Source organism: Boseongicola aestuarii (assembly GCF_900184815.1).
Classification (GTDB): domain Bacteria; phylum Pseudomonadota; class Alphaproteobacteria; order Rhodobacterales; family Rhodobacteraceae; genus Boseongicola; species Boseongicola aestuarii.
Window position 1 is genome coordinate 13,460 of the sequence record NZ_FXXQ01000010.1, and the last position, 16,654, is coordinate 30,113.

Consider the following 16,654-nt stretch of genomic DNA (forward strand, 5'->3'; position numbering starts at 1 on the left):
AACTGGACTGAGAGTGTGCGAAGCAGTCTGGAGGCTGTATCTAGCAAGGGTCTCATGTGTCAAAGATGCTCTGTGCTGAAGGGGTTTTCTACCGACCTTAGTCCGAACAGGGCAATAGTTGCGAAAGCGCATACGCCTTTGTAGCAGAGGTCTCAATTGCCGAGGTGACGGCGCATCGATTTCGGTTTTTGGCGGCACAAACGGCTGTCCAAATCTTGAACGCTTTGACTGTTGAGCGCCTTCATTTGTCGCGATTGATCAGCAGACAAATACCACCAACACGAATTTGACACATCGACACTGGGAATAAGACCTGACACCTTTAGCGACGTCAGCTTTTCTGGCCCTCGAATACGCGGCTCCATCGAAAGACGAACATCAGGACGATCATGCAAACGACGAGACCAATCAGGTCCCCGATGGCATAAATAGCCCAAACCCCGATGACCTTGTCCAACTCAATCAGTCCAGAAAAAACAAGCGTTTGGCCAAAAGAGTTGAGAAGAGACGACAGGGCACCCACCGCGATCATCCCTTTCCACTGGAGCTTTCTTGAGCCGCCGAAATAGAAATCGAAACCGGCAAGCCGCGCAATCTCGAAGGCGATAAATGCAGAGGCTGACCCAACAAGGATGCCTTCTATCAGAGCTGGCTCAAGGAAACTTAAATCTTCAGACGGGCTAAACAGCCAGGCGGACAGGCTCACGCCCAGGATCAGAGCAGGTACCGCCTTCCAGCCATATGCCCATGTTGCGAGAACCCTGACACCGTGGGGAAGATAGACCAGACTGGCGAACACCGTGATTTCTGGCAAAACGAGACTTTGCGCTGGTGTGATAAGCAGAGCCGTCATTCCGTGACATAGAACGTAAGCGAGGACGATAATGAGAAAGGTCACGTAAGATGCCCAGTCATTGAAAGTGTGGAGGTGTTCACGAATGTGTCAGCCTTGCAATGTAGACGGGCGAACCCGTAAATCTCAACAGGTGAAAAACCTATTGGCTAGTGAACAACGTCGCTGCGCACCACATAGTGCCTTGCCTTGTAGCCGTCCGCTTTTTCAAGAAAGCCCAAAGAAACCAAGGACCGCAACGCCCTGTGATAGGATGCTTGCGCCATCCCAGCAATCAATACATGCGTTCGGATTTCATCAGAGGTAACCGCCTCTCCTTGTATTTCAGACAAAGCATGTGCTGCCAGAAAGACATCCTTTTCTATTTCGCTCAACCCGCCGAGCCCAACATCTTGCTCCATCTTCAGCATCATGCTGCGCATTTCAAAGAGCGCAGACAGACTCTTTTGTGTTTTATTTGTCATAAATCTCATAATCCAAAATAAGTAATTCAATCTAATGCACGCCGGAAAATTATCATGTTGACAACTTTAGCAGTAGGGCGGAAAGTGGTTTCTCTCCTTGAGTATCCGTGAGTGGTTAACGAGAGAGTGTTATATCATTTTCCGCCCCGGTTGCTTAACTGCAACCGGGGTAATTTAGTCGAAAAGTGTCTCGCTTGTCGAGGCCTTAGGAAGTCTGCGCGTGGTCTCTAGCCTGCCAAGCACAGAAACCTGAATCGGGCACTGCCCTCCTTTTTTCGAGCCAGCGGCCAAGATATGCGCGCGGTTTCATTGACGACGTTTGCAGTAATCAAGCTTGGCGCTTGGCCACAGGTCGAGGTGATGGCGCGCTCGACATCAAATATCGCTATGTGCGAACATTTGATGAACACTTTGACTCTTGCGGCTTAGCTGCACTATAAATTGTGTGCGCTGAGTCGGGGGACACAAAGGGTAGTTGCCATGAAGGATATTCCACCTCAGTCATCTCAATCTGATCTGATCGATGCCACGCCCTCACGGAAGTTGTTTCCAGGAGAAGATCGTGGCGCCTTTGAGGCGTTTCGTCTGGCATTGCTTAGCGAACTGTCGCCCTCGACGTTTTATGAAGAGCAAATGGCCGAAAACCTCATCGATGTTGAGTGGGAAGCTTTCCGATATCGTAATTTAAGAGCCGATCTAGTCACGGCAAAGGGCCGAGACCGCTGCGCAAAGGCGATCGAGAGTTCGGTCAATACATTCGGCTCGAGGCCTTCAGAGGAGTCGATCGCGACGGCGGCCACGCTTTTCGGGCCGGATGGCGCTAAGCAAAAGACAGCCGTGAAGGCGCTTGAGGCAGCCGGGACCAATCTCGATGAGATCGTGGCGTGTGCCTATGCAAAAGAACTTGGAACGCTCAGCCATATCGAGCGTCATCTGGCGGACATCGAACCGCGCCGGCGTCGATTGCTCGATGATCTTGAGCGGCTGAAAGCGCGGCGTTCCCGGGACATCCCCGATGCCGAGATCGTCGATGACAATGGCGACTGAGCTTCAAAGGGCCGCCAATAAGAAGAATGCGGCAAAAAGCACGGGCCCCAAGAGCAAACACGGCAAGCGCCGATCTGCGCAGAATGCCCGCGCACACGGTTTGACGCAGCCGCCGGATGCGGCGCATGTCCAGCGCTGGTACCGCACCATCATGAACGACCCGACAGCAGAACTCCAAGACGCCTTCAGCTCTGAAGAGGCCCGAGCAGCGCTTGCCCTCGCCGAAGCGGAGGCGCACCTGGAGCGGACGCGTGATGCCGAACAAGCTCACCTGGAGAAAATGGTCAGCATTGCGCTTCAACGAGGGCGGCGATCCCTTCTTGAGCTGGCCATGGTTCCTGAATCGGATAAAATGGAAGATGACGATGTTCTGGATTTGCTGATCAAGAATTATTCTCGTTCCGACATGGAAAAATCTGAACGGGAATTCTTTGTCAGGTCTCTCAAGATTTTCAAAAGCGCCAACCCAAACAGGCGCGCAGAGCTCAGCCGGCGGATGCTTAAGTTTCGGGGGTACCGTAAGCGCGCGGAAGGCCACCGAAATCGAGTCTCTACCGAATGGCTCAAGGTATCAAAGGCGTGATCTTGCAGAACGAACCCAAATTCACGTATAGGTTGTTTTTGGGCGGTGGTGTTGATCTAACTGTTTGACTATAAATGAAAAAGTGTGTTTTCGTGAGGCGTCTATATTTCTCTACTTTAGACGCAAATGCCCGATAACGTGTAACGGCAATTTCTCTAGATTTTTGGGTGTCGTAGAAAGCCCGAATTTTCTGGGCTCAGGAGTTCCCAGCCTCGCCGCAGGTTCCTCTTCTTTTTCATGATAATCAAATCGGCAGTATGCGCTGAATTCACGGGGAAATACTCCGGGTCTGCAATCCGCTGCGCAACCATTCCGCCACCTCGTCCAAGCAATGCGCTCTCAGCGCATGCGTGATCTCCGCGCAAGCATGTTCGATTGCATGTGCGCTTGCAGCAAAGTCCGTGTTATGGTTCAAGATGAATGACTGTTCTGAACGAAAGAGTTTAGTTGATGAGCGAATTCGCAAGACGCCGCACAATCATGGTCGACACGCAGGTCCGGCCGTCTGATGTCACCAAGTTCCCGATCATCGACGCCATGCTGACCATCCCGCGTGAGGTTTTTGTCCCGTCCGCGCTGCAAGAGGCAGCCTATGCCGGCGAAAACCTTGCCATCGCGCCGGGGCGCACGCTTTTGGATCCGCGCACCTTTGCCAAGATCCTCGAAGTCGTGAACATACAGCCCATGGATCTGGTGCTCGATGTGGCATGCGGGATGGGGTATTCTTCGGCCGTTGCAGCACATCTGGCGGAAGCTGTGATTGCACTTGATGACAACTCTGACCTCTGCGCAGAAGCCGAGAACGCGCTTTCCAGCATTGGCGCGGACAACGTCGCAGTGGTGGAAGGGGCTCTTGACGCTGGCGCGGCGCAGCACGGTCCCTACGATGTCATCCTTGTTCAGGGGGGCGTCGAGACCATTCCCGAGACCCTAACGGATCAATTGAAGGACGGTGGGCGCATTGCGGCCATTTTCGAGGACGGACGGCTTGGAACGGTGCGCGTCGGGCTCAAATCGGACGGCGTCATGTCGTGGCGATATGCTTTCAACGCCGACGCCCCCGTGTTGTCGGCGTTCCGCAAAAGCGTGGATTTTGCGCTTTAACACTCAGATTTGAAAGAGATTCTTTTGAAACCTCGCATACTTCGAAGCCTCGCAATTCTCGCCGTCAGCGCAACGATGGTGGCCTCGGCGCAGGCGGAAACCCTCTCGGACGCTTTGGTGTCGACATACCGCAACTCCGGCTTGATCGATCAAAACCGCGCGGTATTGCGCGCGGCTGATGAAGACGTCGCTCAGGCGGTCGCGGCTCTGCGACCAGTGCTGGGGTATCTGGCGACGGCGGGCTATGCGGATAACGCGCAAGGCTCGGGCTCGAGCGCGTCGATCGGATTGTCGGCAGACATGTTGCTTTACGATTTCGGGCGCTCTCAACTGTCAGTCGATATCGCGAAAGAAGCCGTGCTTGCGACACGCTCGGCATTGATCGATGCCGAGAACACGGCGCTTTTCAACGCGGTGAATGCCTATCAGGCGGTCCGCCGCTCGATGGTGTTCGTGGAATTGCGCGAGAACAACGTGCGCCTTCTGACCGAGCAATTGCGCGCCACGCGTGATCGTTTCGAGGTCGGCGAGGTCACGCGCACCGACGTTTCCCTGTCCGAGGCGAGCCTTGCCGCCGCACGCAGCGCGCTTGCCGCCGAACGCGGCGGTTTGGCGCGCGCGCAAGAGCAATACCGCACCGTGGTCGGCGATTATCCGGGCGTTTTGGCACCCGCCGATGTCATGCCGTCGATTCCGGGGTCGGAAGCCGAAGCACGTGCGATTGCGCGTCAGGAAAACCCGCTGGTCAAGCAGGTGCAGCACCAAGTGAAAGCGGCCGAACTTGCCGTCGAGATCGCGTCGCGGGCAATGCGTCCAACGCTGAACGCCAGTGGCGACATTTCGGTGGATGACGACGGCAACGACAGCGCAAGCGTCGGTCTGGCTTTGCGCGGCACACTCTATCAGGGCGGCGCGATTTCGTCGCGACTTCGCCAGGCGCAGGCGCAGCGCGATCAGGCCAGATCGCAGCTTTACACGACCGGACTGCGCGTCGACCAGGAAGTCGGTAACGCCTATGCGAACCTTGCGGTGGCGATTGCCAGCATCGACGCATCGGCGCAACAGGTGCAGGCGGCTGAGCTTGCCTTGCGCGGCACGCGTGAGGAATTGCAACTTGGCGCGCGGACCACGCTGGATGTGCTGGATCAGGAACAAGAGGTGCTGGATGCCCGCACCAATCTTGTCTCGGCTCAGGTGGACAGGATAGTCGCGGCCTATCAGGTGCTGGATGCGACAGGTCTGATGACGGCCGAAAACCTGCGCCTGAACGTGCCGATTTACGACCCTGCCGCCTATTACAATTCGGTGTCGGATGCGCCGCGCGGGCAGGTCAGCAAGCAGGGCGAAGCGCTGGACCGGGTGATGCGCTCGCTCGGGAAAGAATAACGTCGCAAGCTTGTGCGCCCGCGCCCCGGTCGTTACGATGGCGGGGGGCGAAAGAGTCGGTAAAAAATGTCAAAGACGGGCACAGGTCAGAATGTGGAAGATATGCTGTCGTCAGTGCGACGGCTGGTCTCGGATGAGCTTCCGCGGATGCCGCGCGCCGAGGTGCCAAAAGCGCCTCCGGCCCTTGTCCTGACGGAATCACAGCGCATCGAACCGCCGATGTCCGGGCATAATTCGCGCCGGAAATCCCTGGAAGACCGTATCGCCGAACTGGAAGCCGCCGTTGCCGAAAGCTCTGACGATTGGGAGCCGGATGGCAGCGAGGATCTCGAGCAGCATCGCCCCGATCATATCGTGTTCCGGCCCAGCCGTGCGGTCACGCGCCCGCCGGCGCTTTCGCCTTTGCGGCTGAGCGAACCCTCCAGAGACGATGACAAGCGCGATGCAAAGGGTATCAACAAGCCGGCGGAACCTATTGTTTTAGTTGAAAAAACTGTGGCCCAGCCTGCTGCAGAGGCACCTGCAGAAGACTCCGTGGAAGCGCTGCAGGCCGAGGTCGAAACGGCCCTGACCGAAGCGGTGTCATCGGCGATCGTCGGCATGGCCGAGGATGCGCTGACGGGTGACGAAGCGTTCGAACAGGCGCTGGCCAGCGCGGTTGGCGCTGACGATGGATCCGACAGTGGCGCCAAAGAAGCGCCGAGCGAACCAGTAGCAAGTCCCGGCCAGATTGATATCGCTGACATCCGCCCGATGATTTCATCCCTGATCCGCGAAGAACTTCAGGGCGATCTGGGCGAGCGGATCACGCGCAATGTCCGCAAACTGGTGCGGCAGGAAATCCAGCGCGCCCTGACCGTACGCGAAGTCGAGTAGCGCCGGGCCTTGAACACGCCAGCCCATCTTTTGCTTGGCGCGGCGGCATTTGGTAGACCCGACAGACGAGGCACCTTTTCGGCAGCACTTCTGGGGGCCTTCGCACCGGACATTTCGCTTTACCTGATGGTCGCGGTGTCGATCTGGGGGATGGGCATCCCCGCCGAAACCGTTTTCCGCGAGCTTTACTATTCGGATGCCTGGCAAGCGGTCTTTGCCGTCGACAACAGTTTTATCCTTTGGGGGCTTGCGCTTGGCTTTTCCATCTGGCGACGATCGGCGGTGTTCACGGCCTTTTGCGGCGCGGCGATGCTGCATCTGGCGTTGGATTTCCCACTGCACACCCATGACGCCCGCCAGCATTTCTGGCCCCTGACCAACTGGGTGTTCGAAAGCCCGTTCAGTTACTGGGACAACGCGGCCTATGCGAGTGTGGTCAGCCCGATCGCCCTGTCGATGTCAGCGGGCGCTCTGGTGATAATCTGGTCGCGCACGAAGGCGCTCTGGCTGCGTGGGGTCAGCCTTGTGCTGTTTTTGATGGAATTGATGAGTTCGGGGGTATGGCGCTTCATTTTCTGAGCGCCACGTAGCCCGCGAAACCAACGCGTGCGTGCGCGACCGAGTGCGCATGGCCGGCACGACCGGTGAACAGCGCAAGCTCTGCGGGACGCAAGGCACTGTCAAAGGCTACCCCCGTGGCAGTGCCATTTGTCCAGGCGATTCTGGCCGCAAAGCGTCTGTCGCGCAGTTGAAGGATCAGTGCATCGCCGATTTCTGCGTCGAAACACTGCTCAAGCATCGCGCCCTGTTTTGACGCGTTGCGCACCGTCACTTGCCCTTCGAAGGGATCCATTATGACGCGTACACAAACGCCGCTGATTTCCCGTCTGGCTCTGTATCCCATGCCTTTCCACCTTTGACCGTACAGTCTAGGCGCGAGTAGTTTGACATTGGGTTAACGCGGGCCGTCAGACTTCTTCGATGCGGATGGCCACAGGCGCGCCAGCCAGAACACCGGTGCTGTCCATTGCCGACAGGGCTTCGTCCAGCGTTGACCGCGTGGTCTTGTGTGTCACGATCAGCACGGGCGCGGTGGTGTCTTCGTGGCCGTACTGGCGCATCCGGTCGATGGAAATGCCCGCATCTCCCAGAACGGTTGCGATCTTGGCCAGAGCACCCGGTTTGTCGACCAGCGCAAAGCGGATATAGAACGGAGCAGGGGCAGTCGAAACGGCCGCGCGTGCTGCGACAAGATCGCCAGCGGGCCGTCCGAATGTCGACACACGCGTTCCGCGCGCAAGATCAAGCACATCGGAAAGCACCGCGCTGGCCGTCGGGCCTTCGCCCGCGCCCGCACCGCGCAGCACGATCTGGCCGACGCTGTCGCCTTCCAGCACGATCATGTTGGTGGCGTTCTCAAGCTGTCCAAGCGGCGAGGTCGCAGGCACAAGGCAGGGCGACATGCGCGTTTCAAGCCCACGTCCCGTCATCTGCGCAACACCCAGAAGCTTGATCCGATAGCCCATATCGGCGGCCTGCTCGATATCCTCGATGGTGATGCGCTCGATGCCCTCAATGGACATCGCGGCGAAATTGACCTGCGTTCCATAGGCGATCGAAGCCAGAAGCGCGAGCTTGTGCCCGGCGTCGATCCCGCCCACATCAAGCGTCGGATCGGCTTCGAGATAGCCCAGCGCCTCGGCCTCGGCGAACACGGTCTGATAATCGAGCCCAGCATCCTGCATTCGGGTCAGAATATAGTTGCAGGTGCCGTTCATCACGCCCATCACCCGGGTGATCTCGTTGCCGGCAAGACTTTCGGTCAGCGCCTTGATCGCAGGGATGCCACCGGCGACGGCCGCTTCAAAGCGCAAACAGGCGCCTTTCGCCTCGGCGGTTTCGGCCAGAGCCTGTCCGTGGATCGCCAGCATCGCCTTGTTGGCCGTCACTACATCCTTTCCGGCTGCAATCGCGGCTTCGGTGGCCGCTTTCGCCGGGCCGTCTTCGCCGCCCATCAGCTCGACAAACACATCCACGTCGTCGCGCTTGGCAAGGGCAACCGGATCGTCCTCCCAGGCATAGGCCGAAAGATCGACACCGCGGTCGCGCGATTTGCTGCGCGCCGACACGGCCGAAATCGTCACCCGACGACCTGTGCGCGAGGCCAGAAGATCGGCGTGGGTCTGGACGATTTTCACGACGCCTGCGCCGACCGTTCCCAGTCCGGCGATTCCAAGGCGAAGAGGCTTAGTCATGGCGTGCGGCTCCTTTTGGCGACGATGCGTGTTAGCGTGTCGCGCGGGCTTGGGCAACGCCCCGAGCGCGTGCGCGCCGGATTACTGCGAAAGTCTGTCGCGCAGGCGGTCGAAACTGTCCTGACCGGTCAACGGGCTGCGTAATAAAGCGGCGCGCAGGCGCAGACTTGCGGCGCGTTGCTCGATTGTCCGGAAAGCTGCCAGATCCGTGTCCACGCCGGTCGGTGCCGCGCCGAGGTCAGAAATCGGTTGAAGCCGTGGCCAGGCGTCAGAGGTGACGCTGCCTTCGGGCTCGGGCACGTCCGGCCAGTCGATGCAGCCCGCCAGAGCAAGCGTAACGCCTAAGATAGAGAGGGACACCAATCGCATGGCGCCAATGTGACCCCAGTCATGGGGCGCTGCAAGAGGCTGCAATCGTCAATTGAAATGAACGCTTGTTCAGATACAAAGGACCGCATGGCTCGAAAGGCAGGTTCACACGCTGATATCACCGGTCCCGCGATCCGCGCGGCGGCTCTGCGCCTGTTCGCGCGCTCGGGTTACGCAGCAGTTTCGATGCGACAGATCGCGGCCGAAGTCGGTGTCGGGGCGGGGGCGCTTTATCTCTACACGCCGGACAAGCAGACGCTGCTGTTTGACCTGATGCAGGAGCACATGACCGCGCTGCTGGCGGCTTGGGAGGCCGTGGACAAAGGCAGCACGCCACAGGATCACCTTCAGGCCTTTGTCGCCTTTCACATCGACTTTCATATTGATCGCCCCGATGCTGTGTTTTTGGCCTATATGGAGTTGCGCAATCTCTCGCCGGGGAATTTCGCCGCAATCGAGGCCCTGCGCCGCCGGTATGAAAACCAGCTTCAATCCATCCTTGAAAACGGCTCAGGCACCGGCGCGTTCAAGATCGATGACGCCCGCATCACGACAATGGCGCTGATTGCGATGTTGGCCGGCATTCACGTGTGGTATCGCGACGGCGGACGCCTCAGCCGCGACCGCATTCAGACGATTTACCGCGAACTTGTGCGAAGGACCGTGTCACCGTGAACGAGACTGCAAGCGACGATCAAAAGACCGAAGACATCCTGTCCGTTTTGCCGGCCTCGGCCGGGCGGCGATGGATGGGGATTATTGTTTTCTTCGCGCTGGGTGTGTTGCTCTTGTGGCTCGGGATCGCGAATTCTCCGTCGTTTGGCTGGCGGATCGGCTTCATTGTCTTCGGGGTGGCGGCTCTTTGGGGCGCAGATGTGATGCGCCGTTCCACAGCCGACGAGATCGTGCTGACCCGCGAGGTCCTGCGCACACGCTCGGGCCGGGTGCTGACGCGGGTCGACAACGTCGACAAGGTCGAACGCGGGGCCTTTGCCTTCAAACCGTCGCAGGGGTTCCTTGTGCGCCTCAAGACGCCGACCGAACCCGGCTGGGCACCCGGCCTTTGGTGGGCGCGAGGCACATACGTCGGGATCGGCGGCGTGGTGTCAGGCGGGCAGGCCAAGGCAATGGCCGAGATTCTGACGGCTGCCAGCCTTAATATGTTGCCGTCCTACGACGACGACTAAGACGAGGCGCCTAGATTTCAGGCAGGGTTTGTCTGGCAATCCGTGCACGTTCCGATAGGCTTGTTCCCACGCAGCGGCGAAAGACCGCGAAATCATTGCGATAGGGAGGGACGCATATGTCCGCACGTACCAGCAACGAACCCAGCTTCCGCGAAAGCGTTGATCTTATGTTCAACCGCGCCGCCGCGCTGATGGACTTGCCGCCGGGGCTTGAGGAAAAGATCCGCGTCTGCAACTCGACCTATACGGTGCGCTTCGGGGTCAAGCTGCGGGGTCGCATTCAGACTTTTACCGGGTATCGTTCGGTACACTCGGAACACATGGAACCCGTGAAAGGCGGTATCCGCTTTTCGCTCGGCGTAAATCAGGATGAGGTCGAGGCGCTTGCGGCGCTAATGACCTACAAGTGTGCGCTGGTCGAAACCCCTTTCGGGGGGTCCAAGGGCGGTCTTTGCATTGATCCGCGTGAATACGAAGAAGACGAGCTGGAGCGGATCACGCGCCGTTTTGCCTATGAGCTGATCAAGCGCGACCTGATCCATCCGTCGCAGAACGTGCCCGCGCCCGACATGGGGACTGGCGAGCGGGAAATGTCGTGGATTGCCGACCAGTTCGCGCGGATGAACACGACGGACATCAACTCGAAGGCTTGTGTCACCGGTAAACCGCCCCACGCAGGTGGTATCCAGGGCCGTGTCGAAGCCACGGGACGCGGGGTGCAGTATGCGCTTCAGGAATTTTTCCGGCATCCCGAGGATATCGCGAAGACCGGCTTGTCGGGCACGCTCGACGGAAAGCGCGTGATTGTGCAAGGCCTTGGCAACGTTGGGTATCACGCTGCAAAGTTCCTGTCAGAAGAGGACGGCTGTAGGATCACCGGGATCATCGAACGCGACGGCGCTCTGGTCGACGAAGACGGGCTTGACGTGGAAGCGGTCAGCCACTGGATCCGCAGTCATGGCGGCGTAAAGGGCTTTCCTGACGGAACCTATGTCGAAGACGGCACGCTTGTGCTGGAAAACGACTGCGACATCCTGATCCCGGCGGCTCTGGAAGGCGTAATCAACCTGTCGAACGCCGAGGACATCAAGGCCCCGTTGATCATCGAAGCCGCGAACGGTCCGATCACGGCGGGTGCGGATGAAGTCCTGCGCAAAAAGGGCTGTGTGATGATCCCGGACATGTATGCCAACGCGGGCGGTGTGACGGTGTCCTACTTCGAGTGGGTCAAGAATCTCAGTCACATCCGCTTTGGCCGTATGCAGCGCCGCCAGGAGGAATCGCGCCACCAGCTTCTGGTGGACGAGCTGGAGCGTTTGTCAAAAGATACCGGCGTCGGTTGGCAGTTGTCCAAGGGCTTCAAGGACAAGTACCTGCGCGGCGCGGGCGAGTTGGAACTGGTGCGCTCGGGACTGGATGACACGATGCGCGGGGCCTATCAGGCGATGCGCGAAACATGGCATGATCATCCCGAGATTTCGGACCTGCGCACGGCGGCCTATGTCGTTGCGATTCAGCGCGTCTCAGCCAGTTACCGCGCCAAAGGCCTTTAGGCTCAAAAAGCAGCAATCGCCGGATTTTTTGGCGATTGCTTCCGGTGCGAGAAACAATCATCAAATCCTACGAACACTGATGCCAATTCAAAGACCGAATTGCGCAGAGCATCCTCATTTTCGCCGTTTTTCTGGTGTTAAGTGAATGTCTGGAAAAGTGAATCCTGCCCCCCCGGATCACCCAGCAAGGAGTGTCTTAGGTATGAGTGTCTTCAAGGCTTTCAGCAGGCTGATCCCGGCCCGGTTCCTTCGTGAAAACGATGGCACCATTACCGTGGAGGCGGTGTTGTGGGTGCCCATATATCTCATTTTTTTCGCGTTCATTGTGGACGTTTCAAATATTTTCCATGGCCAGGCGAAGGCAATACGAATGGCTTACGATGGAAATCGACAAGCCTCTCTTGGAACTTTTGCCGATGCTGACGCGACGCAGGCCGCAATCCTAGCCCGCGTTCAGAGCTTTAGCCCGAACGCAAAAGTCACAACGGTTTTCGACAGCGAGTCAATATCTACCGTGGTCGTGCTGCCGTCAAACGACCTCGCAATCATCGGAACAATCTCTACGATCATGAACCTCGATGTCACGGTCTCTTCGGTTCACATGAGGGATGTCTAATATGAAAAAAGCGTTCTCATTTCTTGGTGAAGCAGCTCTGAGACGGGCTCGCAGGTTTGTCGGAGGCGAGTCCGGAAACGCGACAGTCGAGGCAGCGCTTTGGCTTCCCTTTTTTGTTATTGCATTGATGGCTGCGGGGCAGGTCGCGTTAATATTCTTTGGGCAGTCTGTGGCATTTGCCGCCGCTCAAACCGGCACGCGTGCATACTCGGTGGGAGATGTTCTAACAGAGGGCGAAACCGTCGCGCTGATTAAAGCGGAGCTCTCTGGCACGACAAAAAATGCAACCGTTAACGTAGCGATTAACGACAATCTGATCACAACTTCAGTCATTGTTCCTGCGAGTGATTTTGGCGGCCCGCTAAATTTCGTTTCTCAGTTCGCGGATCTCAATGTCCGGGTCTTCGCCCAGCAACGTAAGGAGTTCTGAAAATGCAAATTGGAGTCAATCGAGCAAGGACTTTTTTCCGTGGACACTGCCGCGATGAAGAAGGGGCAATGTCGGTCCTTAATCTATACTTCTTGATGACGCTGGCAATTTTTGGCGGCATCGCGATTGATATGGCGAGTCTAATATCTGCTCGAAATCAATTGCAGACGGCTTCCGATGTAGCTGCGCATGCTGCTATGGTATCCTTAAAAAACGGAAGCACGGTTGCCGAAGCCAAGGAAAAGGCGTTGGAATACGCGCAGGCAAACATGCCAACGGGTCGTTACGGCGATGTGCTTCGGGAAGAAAACGTGCATTTCGGCGTGTACTGGCAAGCCAGCAAGAAGTTTATCATTCAAGATAACCTGGACGAGGCTGTTATGGTGACCTCCGACCGCCTGGCCGAAAATGCGAACCCTGTAAGTAGTTTCTTGCTCCGCCTCGTTGGTTTCAACGAATTTGACGTTCGTTCGCAGGCGGTTTTCATTAATGGGGATGTACCGTGCGTTGGCGCGGGTTTCTATGCTGAGGGACGCGTGGATTTGCAGGCTAACAATACCTTCACCGAAGGATTCTGCGTTCACTCAAACAGCCACGTCGAAATTAACAATGGGAATACCTTCGAGCTAGAACCCGCCGTGGGGGTGGACGGAAAGCATTATCCCGTCATAGTTTCGGTGGCAGAGATTATGGAACATGATCTGACTGCAGACGACCTGATCATTCCTGCAAACGGTTATGAACAAAATGAGGGCCTCTGGGAGGCACAGCGGGGCGTCGGAGAGTACCATTTCGACGTTGATGCCTTTATTACAGAGGTCGTTGCCGGGGTCCTAAGTCCAACCAAGAACCCGCATACACGTGATTATATCACAGACAAAAATGTCTATACAGTTGACGTTCTAAGCGGATCCAGTGGCGGCGGCAACGGCAACAACAGCGACCCTAACACTCCCACGAATTGCAAGGTGTTTTCGGTGGACTGCCTCCGTCCCAACGCGATCAACGAAGTCAATTGCACCGGAACCGGTCTGAGTATCCCGGCAGAGGTCTTTGAAAACGTCGTCCTCATCACCGATTGCGATCTCGACTTTGCAAATGGTTCGGAAATGAGAAACGCGACGTTCATCACGCGAAGCACGGACGACAACTCGATCACATCACCACAAGGGCTTGATCTAGGGAATATGGAGGTCTGTGGTGAATCGGGCGGTGCCGCCCTTATCACCTACGGCGGCATGAAGTCGGCGGCGACGATGCAGCTTCTGGGTGGTCAGATCATCGCAGCAGGTGACGTGAACTTCGCCGCGCAGGCCGATGGTTTCGTCGGTGCCTCAGTGATTGCGGGTGGCGAAATCAACGGAACTTCAAACTCGAGCTTCGAAGGCTGCCCTGGCGTTGTCCTTCATAACTTCTTTCCAACGACTAGCCCTCCGCCGCGTCTGGCGGGATAAAACCCAGTGGGGACACGGGGCGAGAAGGGCGTTTGCTTTCGAGCTGGCGCCATTCGCTTTTGAACTAACGGGTATGACCAACGAAAACCCTCGCTACTTCCGACCCTAAATTACAGATAAAGTGTCGGCGGTGCGCAATCATCGCCTTCGGCGGAATGACAACAGCCGCGAAGATGTCGCTCCGCGGAGGGCAGATCGTTGCCACCAGTAACGTGAAGTTCGCCGCACAAGCCAGTGGATTCGAAGGAGCTTCGGTCATTGCAGGCGGCGAGATCGACGGCACATCGAACTCTGACTTCGGCACCTGCCAGGCAGACTCCGAAGACCACTTCACCACCACCGGGCGCGTGCGTATGGCTGGCTATGGCGGCGGGACAGCAATAGAAGCGGGCGCCCCGAGGGGCGCCCGTTTTCGTCTGTGGACTTCGCCCGCGCAAGGCACAATATTAGAGCCATGAGTCTGCCCCCCGGTTTCCTTGACGAACTGAAGACCCGCGCCTCGATGTCTCAGGTCGCGGGCCGCAAAGTCATGTGGGACACGCGAAAGTCCAATCAGGGCAAAGGTGACATGTGGGCGCCGTGCCCCTTTCATCAGGAAAAAACCGCGTCTTTTCATGTGGATGACAAAAAGGGCTTCTACTATTGCTTTGGCTGCCACGCCAAGGGCGATGTGGTCAGCTTCGTGCAGGAAACAGAAAACGTCTCCTTCATCGAAGCCGTTGAAATCATTGCCCGCGAAGCCGGGATGCAGATGCCCGCGCGCGATCCGAAGGCACAGGAAAAAGCCGACCGCCGCTCGCAATTGGCCGACGTCATGGAGCAGGCGGTGCAGTTCTTCCGCCTGAACCTCAAAACCAACGCCGCAGCACCCGCGCGCGATTATCTGACGAAACGCGGCCTCGGCGACGCCGCTCTGGAACGCTGGAACATCGGCTTTGCACCGGACGGTTGGCAGGCACTCTGGGACCATCTGACAGGCAAAGGCGTGGCCGAGGACCTGATCCTCGCCGCCGGCCTCGCCAAGCCCTCCAATCAGGGCAAACGCCCCTATGACACGTTTCGCAACCGCATCATGTTCCCGATCCGCGATCCGCGCGGACGCGCGATTGCCTTTGGCGGGCGCGCGATGGACCCAAATGACAACGCCAAATACCTGAACTCGCCAGAGACCGAATTGTTCGACAAGGGCCGCAGCCTCTACAACCACGGTCCCGCACGTGAAGCCGCAGGCAAGGGTCAGCCCTTGATCGTCGCAGAAGGCTACATGGACGTCATCGCGCTTTCGGAAGCCGGATTTACCTCGACGGTCGCTCCGCTTGGCACCGCGGTGACCGAAGCCCAGTTGCAGCTTTTGTGGCGCATCTCGGACGAGCCGATCATCGCGCTGGACGGCGATACGGCGGGTTTGCGCGCGGCGATGCGTGTTGTCGATCTGGCGCTGCCTCTGATCGAGGCGGGCAAGTCCCTGCGGTTTTGCCTCATGCCCGAGGGGCTCGACCCGGACGACCTATTGCGCAGCGAAGGGGCAGGGGCCATGCGCCGCCTGCTGGATCAAGCGATCCCGATGGTGCAGCTTTTGTGGCGGCGCGAAACCGAGGGCAAGACATTCGACAGCCCCGAGCGCAAAGCGGCGCTGGACGTCACCCTGAGCGAGGCGATCCGCCACGTGCGCGACCAATCCCTTCGCCGCCACTACGGCGACGAGATCAACCGCCTGCGCCGCATCCTGTTCGACGGAGCGCCCGAAGGGCAGGGCGGCAAGGCCCGGAAATTCCAGCGTGGGGGCTTTGGCCGAAGTTTCGGCAAGCCCATTCCGATCCCGATGCCCGAGACGAAATCCAGCGCGCTTGCCGCTGCCGGAACCGCCTTCGAAGACCATCTCCGTGAGGCCGTGATCCTTGCCACATTGGTGCGCCACCCGGCGCTGGTCGACCGCTTCATGGCCGATCTGGAACGCATGAACACAACCCGCCCCGAACACGATGCCGTGCGTTCGGCGCTATTGCAGACCGGGGGTGCCAAGCCCGATGAATTAACTCGGATTTGCGGCGCCGATGCTCTTGAAAAACTGACCCAAGCGCGCCATGTCCAGATTGCGCCCGGCGTACGATCCGGGGCGGGACAGGACATCGCCGAAATGTCGGTGGCGGAAGAACTTGCGAAACTGGCCGCCCGTCGCGGGGCCATACGCGAGTTGGACGACGCCCTTGAGGACTTTTCCGGTGCGGCTGACGAGGTGTTGACGACTCGCCTGCGCCAGGCTGCAGAGGCCCGCAACAAAAGCGAGAAGTCCGGTTCGGATGATCGCGCAGAATATGACCTTGGGCCCAACGGGGCCCGGGTAAAGCGGGATGAAAAACAGAAGTTGAGCTCACTTTTGGACCAGATAGATTTCTCGAAAGGTCGCCGCGACAGGCCGTAGCATTTCTGCGCGTGTCGACATAAAAAACAGGGCCACGGGTTGTGATTCTCTGATT

At 58.1% G+C, this 16,654-nt stretch carries 19 protein-coding genes; 14 read left to right on the top strand and 5 right to left on the bottom strand.

Annotated features, from left to right (window positions below; all coding sequences use genetic code 11):
• Positions 1 to 331: 331 nt before the first annotated feature.
• Together BOA8489_RS13945 and BOA8489_RS13950 are read right to left on the bottom strand one after the other, a co-directional pair.
• Positions 332 to 898 carry a hypothetical protein gene (locus BOA8489_RS13945; protein ID WP_093974851.1) on the bottom strand — a complete coding sequence of 189 codons (567 nt, stop codon included), beginning with the start codon at positions 896 to 898 and terminating at the stop codon, positions 332 to 334.
• Positions 899 to 1,002: 104 nt separating this feature from the next.
• Positions 1,003 to 1,317, bottom strand: a complete 315-nt coding sequence (locus tag BOA8489_RS13950) for a hypothetical protein (protein ID WP_245813852.1) — start codon at positions 1,315 to 1,317, stop codon at positions 1,003 to 1,005.
• A gap of 480 nt (positions 1,318 to 1,797) precedes the next feature.
• On the opposite strand from BOA8489_RS13950, the gene BOA8489_RS13955 reads away from it, so the two are divergent.
• The 6 genes from BOA8489_RS13955 to BOA8489_RS13980 all read left to right on the top strand — a co-directional run bounded on the left by BOA8489_RS13955 (position 1,798) and on the right by BOA8489_RS13980 (position 6,892).
• Positions 1,798 to 2,364 carry a hypothetical protein gene (locus tag BOA8489_RS13955; protein ID WP_093974853.1) on the top strand — a complete coding sequence of 189 codons (567 nt, stop codon included), beginning with the start codon at positions 1,798 to 1,800 and terminating at the stop codon, positions 2,362 to 2,364.
• Positions 2,348 to 2,947, top strand: a complete 600-nt coding sequence (locus tag BOA8489_RS13960) for a hypothetical protein (protein ID WP_141138303.1) — start codon at positions 2,348 to 2,350, stop codon at positions 2,945 to 2,947. The genes BOA8489_RS13955 and BOA8489_RS13960 overlap by 17 nt, the downstream gene beginning before the upstream one ends.
• Positions 2,948 to 3,397: 450 nt before the next feature.
• Positions 3,398 to 4,051, top strand: coding sequence for a protein-L-isoaspartate O-methyltransferase family protein (locus tag BOA8489_RS13965; RefSeq protein WP_093974857.1), 654 nt, complete (start codon positions 3,398 to 3,400; stop codon positions 4,049 to 4,051).
• A 24-nt stretch (positions 4,052 to 4,075) separates the two neighbouring features.
• Positions 4,076 to 5,437 (top strand): TolC family outer membrane protein, encoded by a 1,362-nt coding sequence (locus BOA8489_RS13970; RefSeq protein ID WP_245813854.1) that lies wholly within the window; start codon positions 4,076 to 4,078, stop codon positions 5,435 to 5,437.
• Between the two features lie 66 nt (positions 5,438 to 5,503).
• A complete protein-coding gene (locus BOA8489_RS13975) occupies positions 5,504 to 6,313 on the top strand; it encodes a hypothetical protein (protein ID WP_093974860.1) in 810 nt (269 codons plus the stop codon).
• 9 nt (positions 6,314 to 6,322) lie between these two features.
• A complete protein-coding gene (locus BOA8489_RS13980) occupies positions 6,323 to 6,892 on the top strand; it encodes a cobalamin biosynthesis protein CobQ (RefSeq protein ID WP_093974862.1) in 570 nt (189 codons plus the stop codon).
• Here the strand turns inward: BOA8489_RS13980 and BOA8489_RS13985 are convergent.
• The 3 genes from BOA8489_RS13985 to BOA8489_RS13995 form a co-directional block, all read right to left on the bottom strand.
• Entirely contained in the window at positions 6,882 to 7,217 is a 336-nt protein-coding gene (locus tag BOA8489_RS13985) for a hypothetical protein (protein ID WP_141138304.1), read from the bottom strand. The two genes, BOA8489_RS13980 and BOA8489_RS13985, sit on opposite strands and share 11 nt — an antisense overlap.
• Positions 7,218 to 7,281: 64 nt before the next feature.
• A complete protein-coding gene (locus BOA8489_RS13990) occupies positions 7,282 to 8,568 on the bottom strand; it encodes a homoserine dehydrogenase (RefSeq protein ID WP_093974867.1) in 1,287 nt (428 codons plus the stop codon).
• 81 nt (positions 8,569 to 8,649) lie between these two features.
• A complete protein-coding gene (locus tag BOA8489_RS13995; protein ID WP_093974869.1) occupies positions 8,650 to 8,937 on the bottom strand; it encodes a hypothetical protein in 288 nt (95 codons plus the stop codon).
• 87 nt (positions 8,938 to 9,024) lie between these two features.
• On the opposite strand from BOA8489_RS13995, the gene BOA8489_RS14000 reads away from it, so the two are divergent.
• The 8 genes from BOA8489_RS14000 to dnaG all read left to right on the top strand — a co-directional run bounded on the left by BOA8489_RS14000 (position 9,025) and on the right by dnaG (position 16,599).
• Positions 9,025 to 9,612 carry a TetR/AcrR family transcriptional regulator gene (locus tag BOA8489_RS14000; RefSeq protein WP_093975080.1) on the top strand — a complete coding sequence of 196 codons (588 nt, stop codon included), beginning with the start codon at positions 9,025 to 9,027 and terminating at the stop codon, positions 9,610 to 9,612.
• Entirely contained in the window at positions 9,609 to 10,124 is a 516-nt protein-coding gene (locus tag BOA8489_RS14005) for a hypothetical protein (protein WP_093974871.1), read from the top strand. Before BOA8489_RS14000 ends, BOA8489_RS14005 begins: the two co-directional genes overlap by 4 nt.
• A 116-nt stretch (positions 10,125 to 10,240) precedes the next feature.
• A complete protein-coding gene (locus BOA8489_RS14010; RefSeq protein WP_093974873.1) occupies positions 10,241 to 11,677 on the top strand; it encodes a Glu/Leu/Phe/Val family dehydrogenase in 1,437 nt (478 codons plus the stop codon).
• Between the two features lie 202 nt (positions 11,678 to 11,879).
• The gene (locus tag BOA8489_RS14015; protein WP_176440314.1) at positions 11,880 to 12,293 is read left to right on the top strand and encodes a TadE/TadG family type IV pilus assembly protein; all 414 of its coding nucleotides are present in this window, start codon (positions 11,880 to 11,882) and stop codon (positions 12,291 to 12,293) included.
• 1 nt (position 12,294) lies between these two features.
• Positions 12,295 to 12,723, top strand: coding sequence for a TadE/TadG family type IV pilus assembly protein (locus tag BOA8489_RS14020; RefSeq protein ID WP_176440315.1), 429 nt, complete (start codon positions 12,295 to 12,297; stop codon positions 12,721 to 12,723).
• 2 nt (positions 12,724 to 12,725) lie between these two features.
• Complete coding sequence (locus BOA8489_RS14025; RefSeq protein ID WP_093974880.1) at positions 12,726 to 14,177, top strand: TadE/TadG family type IV pilus assembly protein; 1,452 nt, start codon at positions 12,726 to 12,728, stop codon at positions 14,175 to 14,177.
• 140 nt (positions 14,178 to 14,317) lie between these two features.
• The gene (locus tag BOA8489_RS14030) at positions 14,318 to 14,635 is read left to right on the top strand and encodes a hypothetical protein (RefSeq protein ID WP_442319942.1); all 318 of its coding nucleotides are present in this window, start codon (positions 14,318 to 14,320) and stop codon (positions 14,633 to 14,635) included.
• Positions 14,632 to 16,599: a DNA primase gene (gene dnaG, locus BOA8489_RS14035; protein WP_093974884.1), complete on the top strand. Its 1,968-nt coding sequence runs from the start codon at positions 14,632 to 14,634 to the stop codon at positions 16,597 to 16,599. The genes BOA8489_RS14030 and dnaG overlap by 4 nt, the downstream gene beginning before the upstream one ends.
• Positions 16,600 to 16,654: the final 55 nt, after the last annotated feature.

Bases quoted from the DNA above. Each gene is read 5' to 3' on its own strand.
- BOA8489_RS13950 (WP_245813852.1), bottom strand. From the start codon at position 1,317: ATGACAAATAAAACACAAAAGAGTCTGTCTGCGCTCTTTGAAATGCGC.
- BOA8489_RS14025 (WP_093974880.1), top strand. From the start codon at position 12,726: ATGCAAATTGGAGTCAATCGAGCAAGGACTTTTTTCCGTGGACACTGC.
- BOA8489_RS14010 (WP_093974873.1), top strand. From the start codon at position 10,241: ATGTCCGCACGTACCAGCAACGAACCCAGCTTCCGCGAAAGCGTTGAT.
- BOA8489_RS13960 (WP_141138303.1), top strand. From the start codon at position 2,348: ATGACAATGGCGACTGAGCTTCAAAGGGCCGCCAATAAGAAGAATGCG.
- BOA8489_RS14000 (WP_093975080.1), top strand. From the start codon at position 9,025: ATGGCTCGAAAGGCAGGTTCACACGCTGATATCACCGGTCCCGCGATC.
- BOA8489_RS13965 (WP_093974857.1), top strand. From the start codon at position 3,398: ATGAGCGAATTCGCAAGACGCCGCACAATCATGGTCGACACGCAGGTC.
- BOA8489_RS13975 (WP_093974860.1), top strand. From the start codon at position 5,504: ATGTCAAAGACGGGCACAGGTCAGAATGTGGAAGATATGCTGTCGTCA.
- BOA8489_RS13990 (WP_093974867.1), bottom strand. From the start codon at position 8,568: ATGACTAAGCCTCTTCGCCTTGGAATCGCCGGACTGGGAACGGTCGGC.
- BOA8489_RS13995 (WP_093974869.1), bottom strand. From the start codon at position 8,937: ATGCGATTGGTGTCCCTCTCTATCTTAGGCGTTACGCTTGCTCTGGCG.
- BOA8489_RS14015 (WP_176440314.1), top strand. From the start codon at position 11,880: ATGAGTGTCTTCAAGGCTTTCAGCAGGCTGATCCCGGCCCGGTTCCTT.
- BOA8489_RS13985 (WP_141138304.1), bottom strand. From the start codon at position 7,217: ATGGGATACAGAGCCAGACGGGAAATCAGCGGCGTTTGTGTACGCGTC.
- dnaG (WP_093974884.1), top strand. From the start codon at position 14,632: ATGAGTCTGCCCCCCGGTTTCCTTGACGAACTGAAGACCCGCGCCTCG.
- BOA8489_RS14020 (WP_176440315.1), top strand. From the start codon at position 12,295: ATGAAAAAAGCGTTCTCATTTCTTGGTGAAGCAGCTCTGAGACGGGCT.
- BOA8489_RS13955 (WP_093974853.1), top strand. From the start codon at position 1,798: ATGAAGGATATTCCACCTCAGTCATCTCAATCTGATCTGATCGATGCC.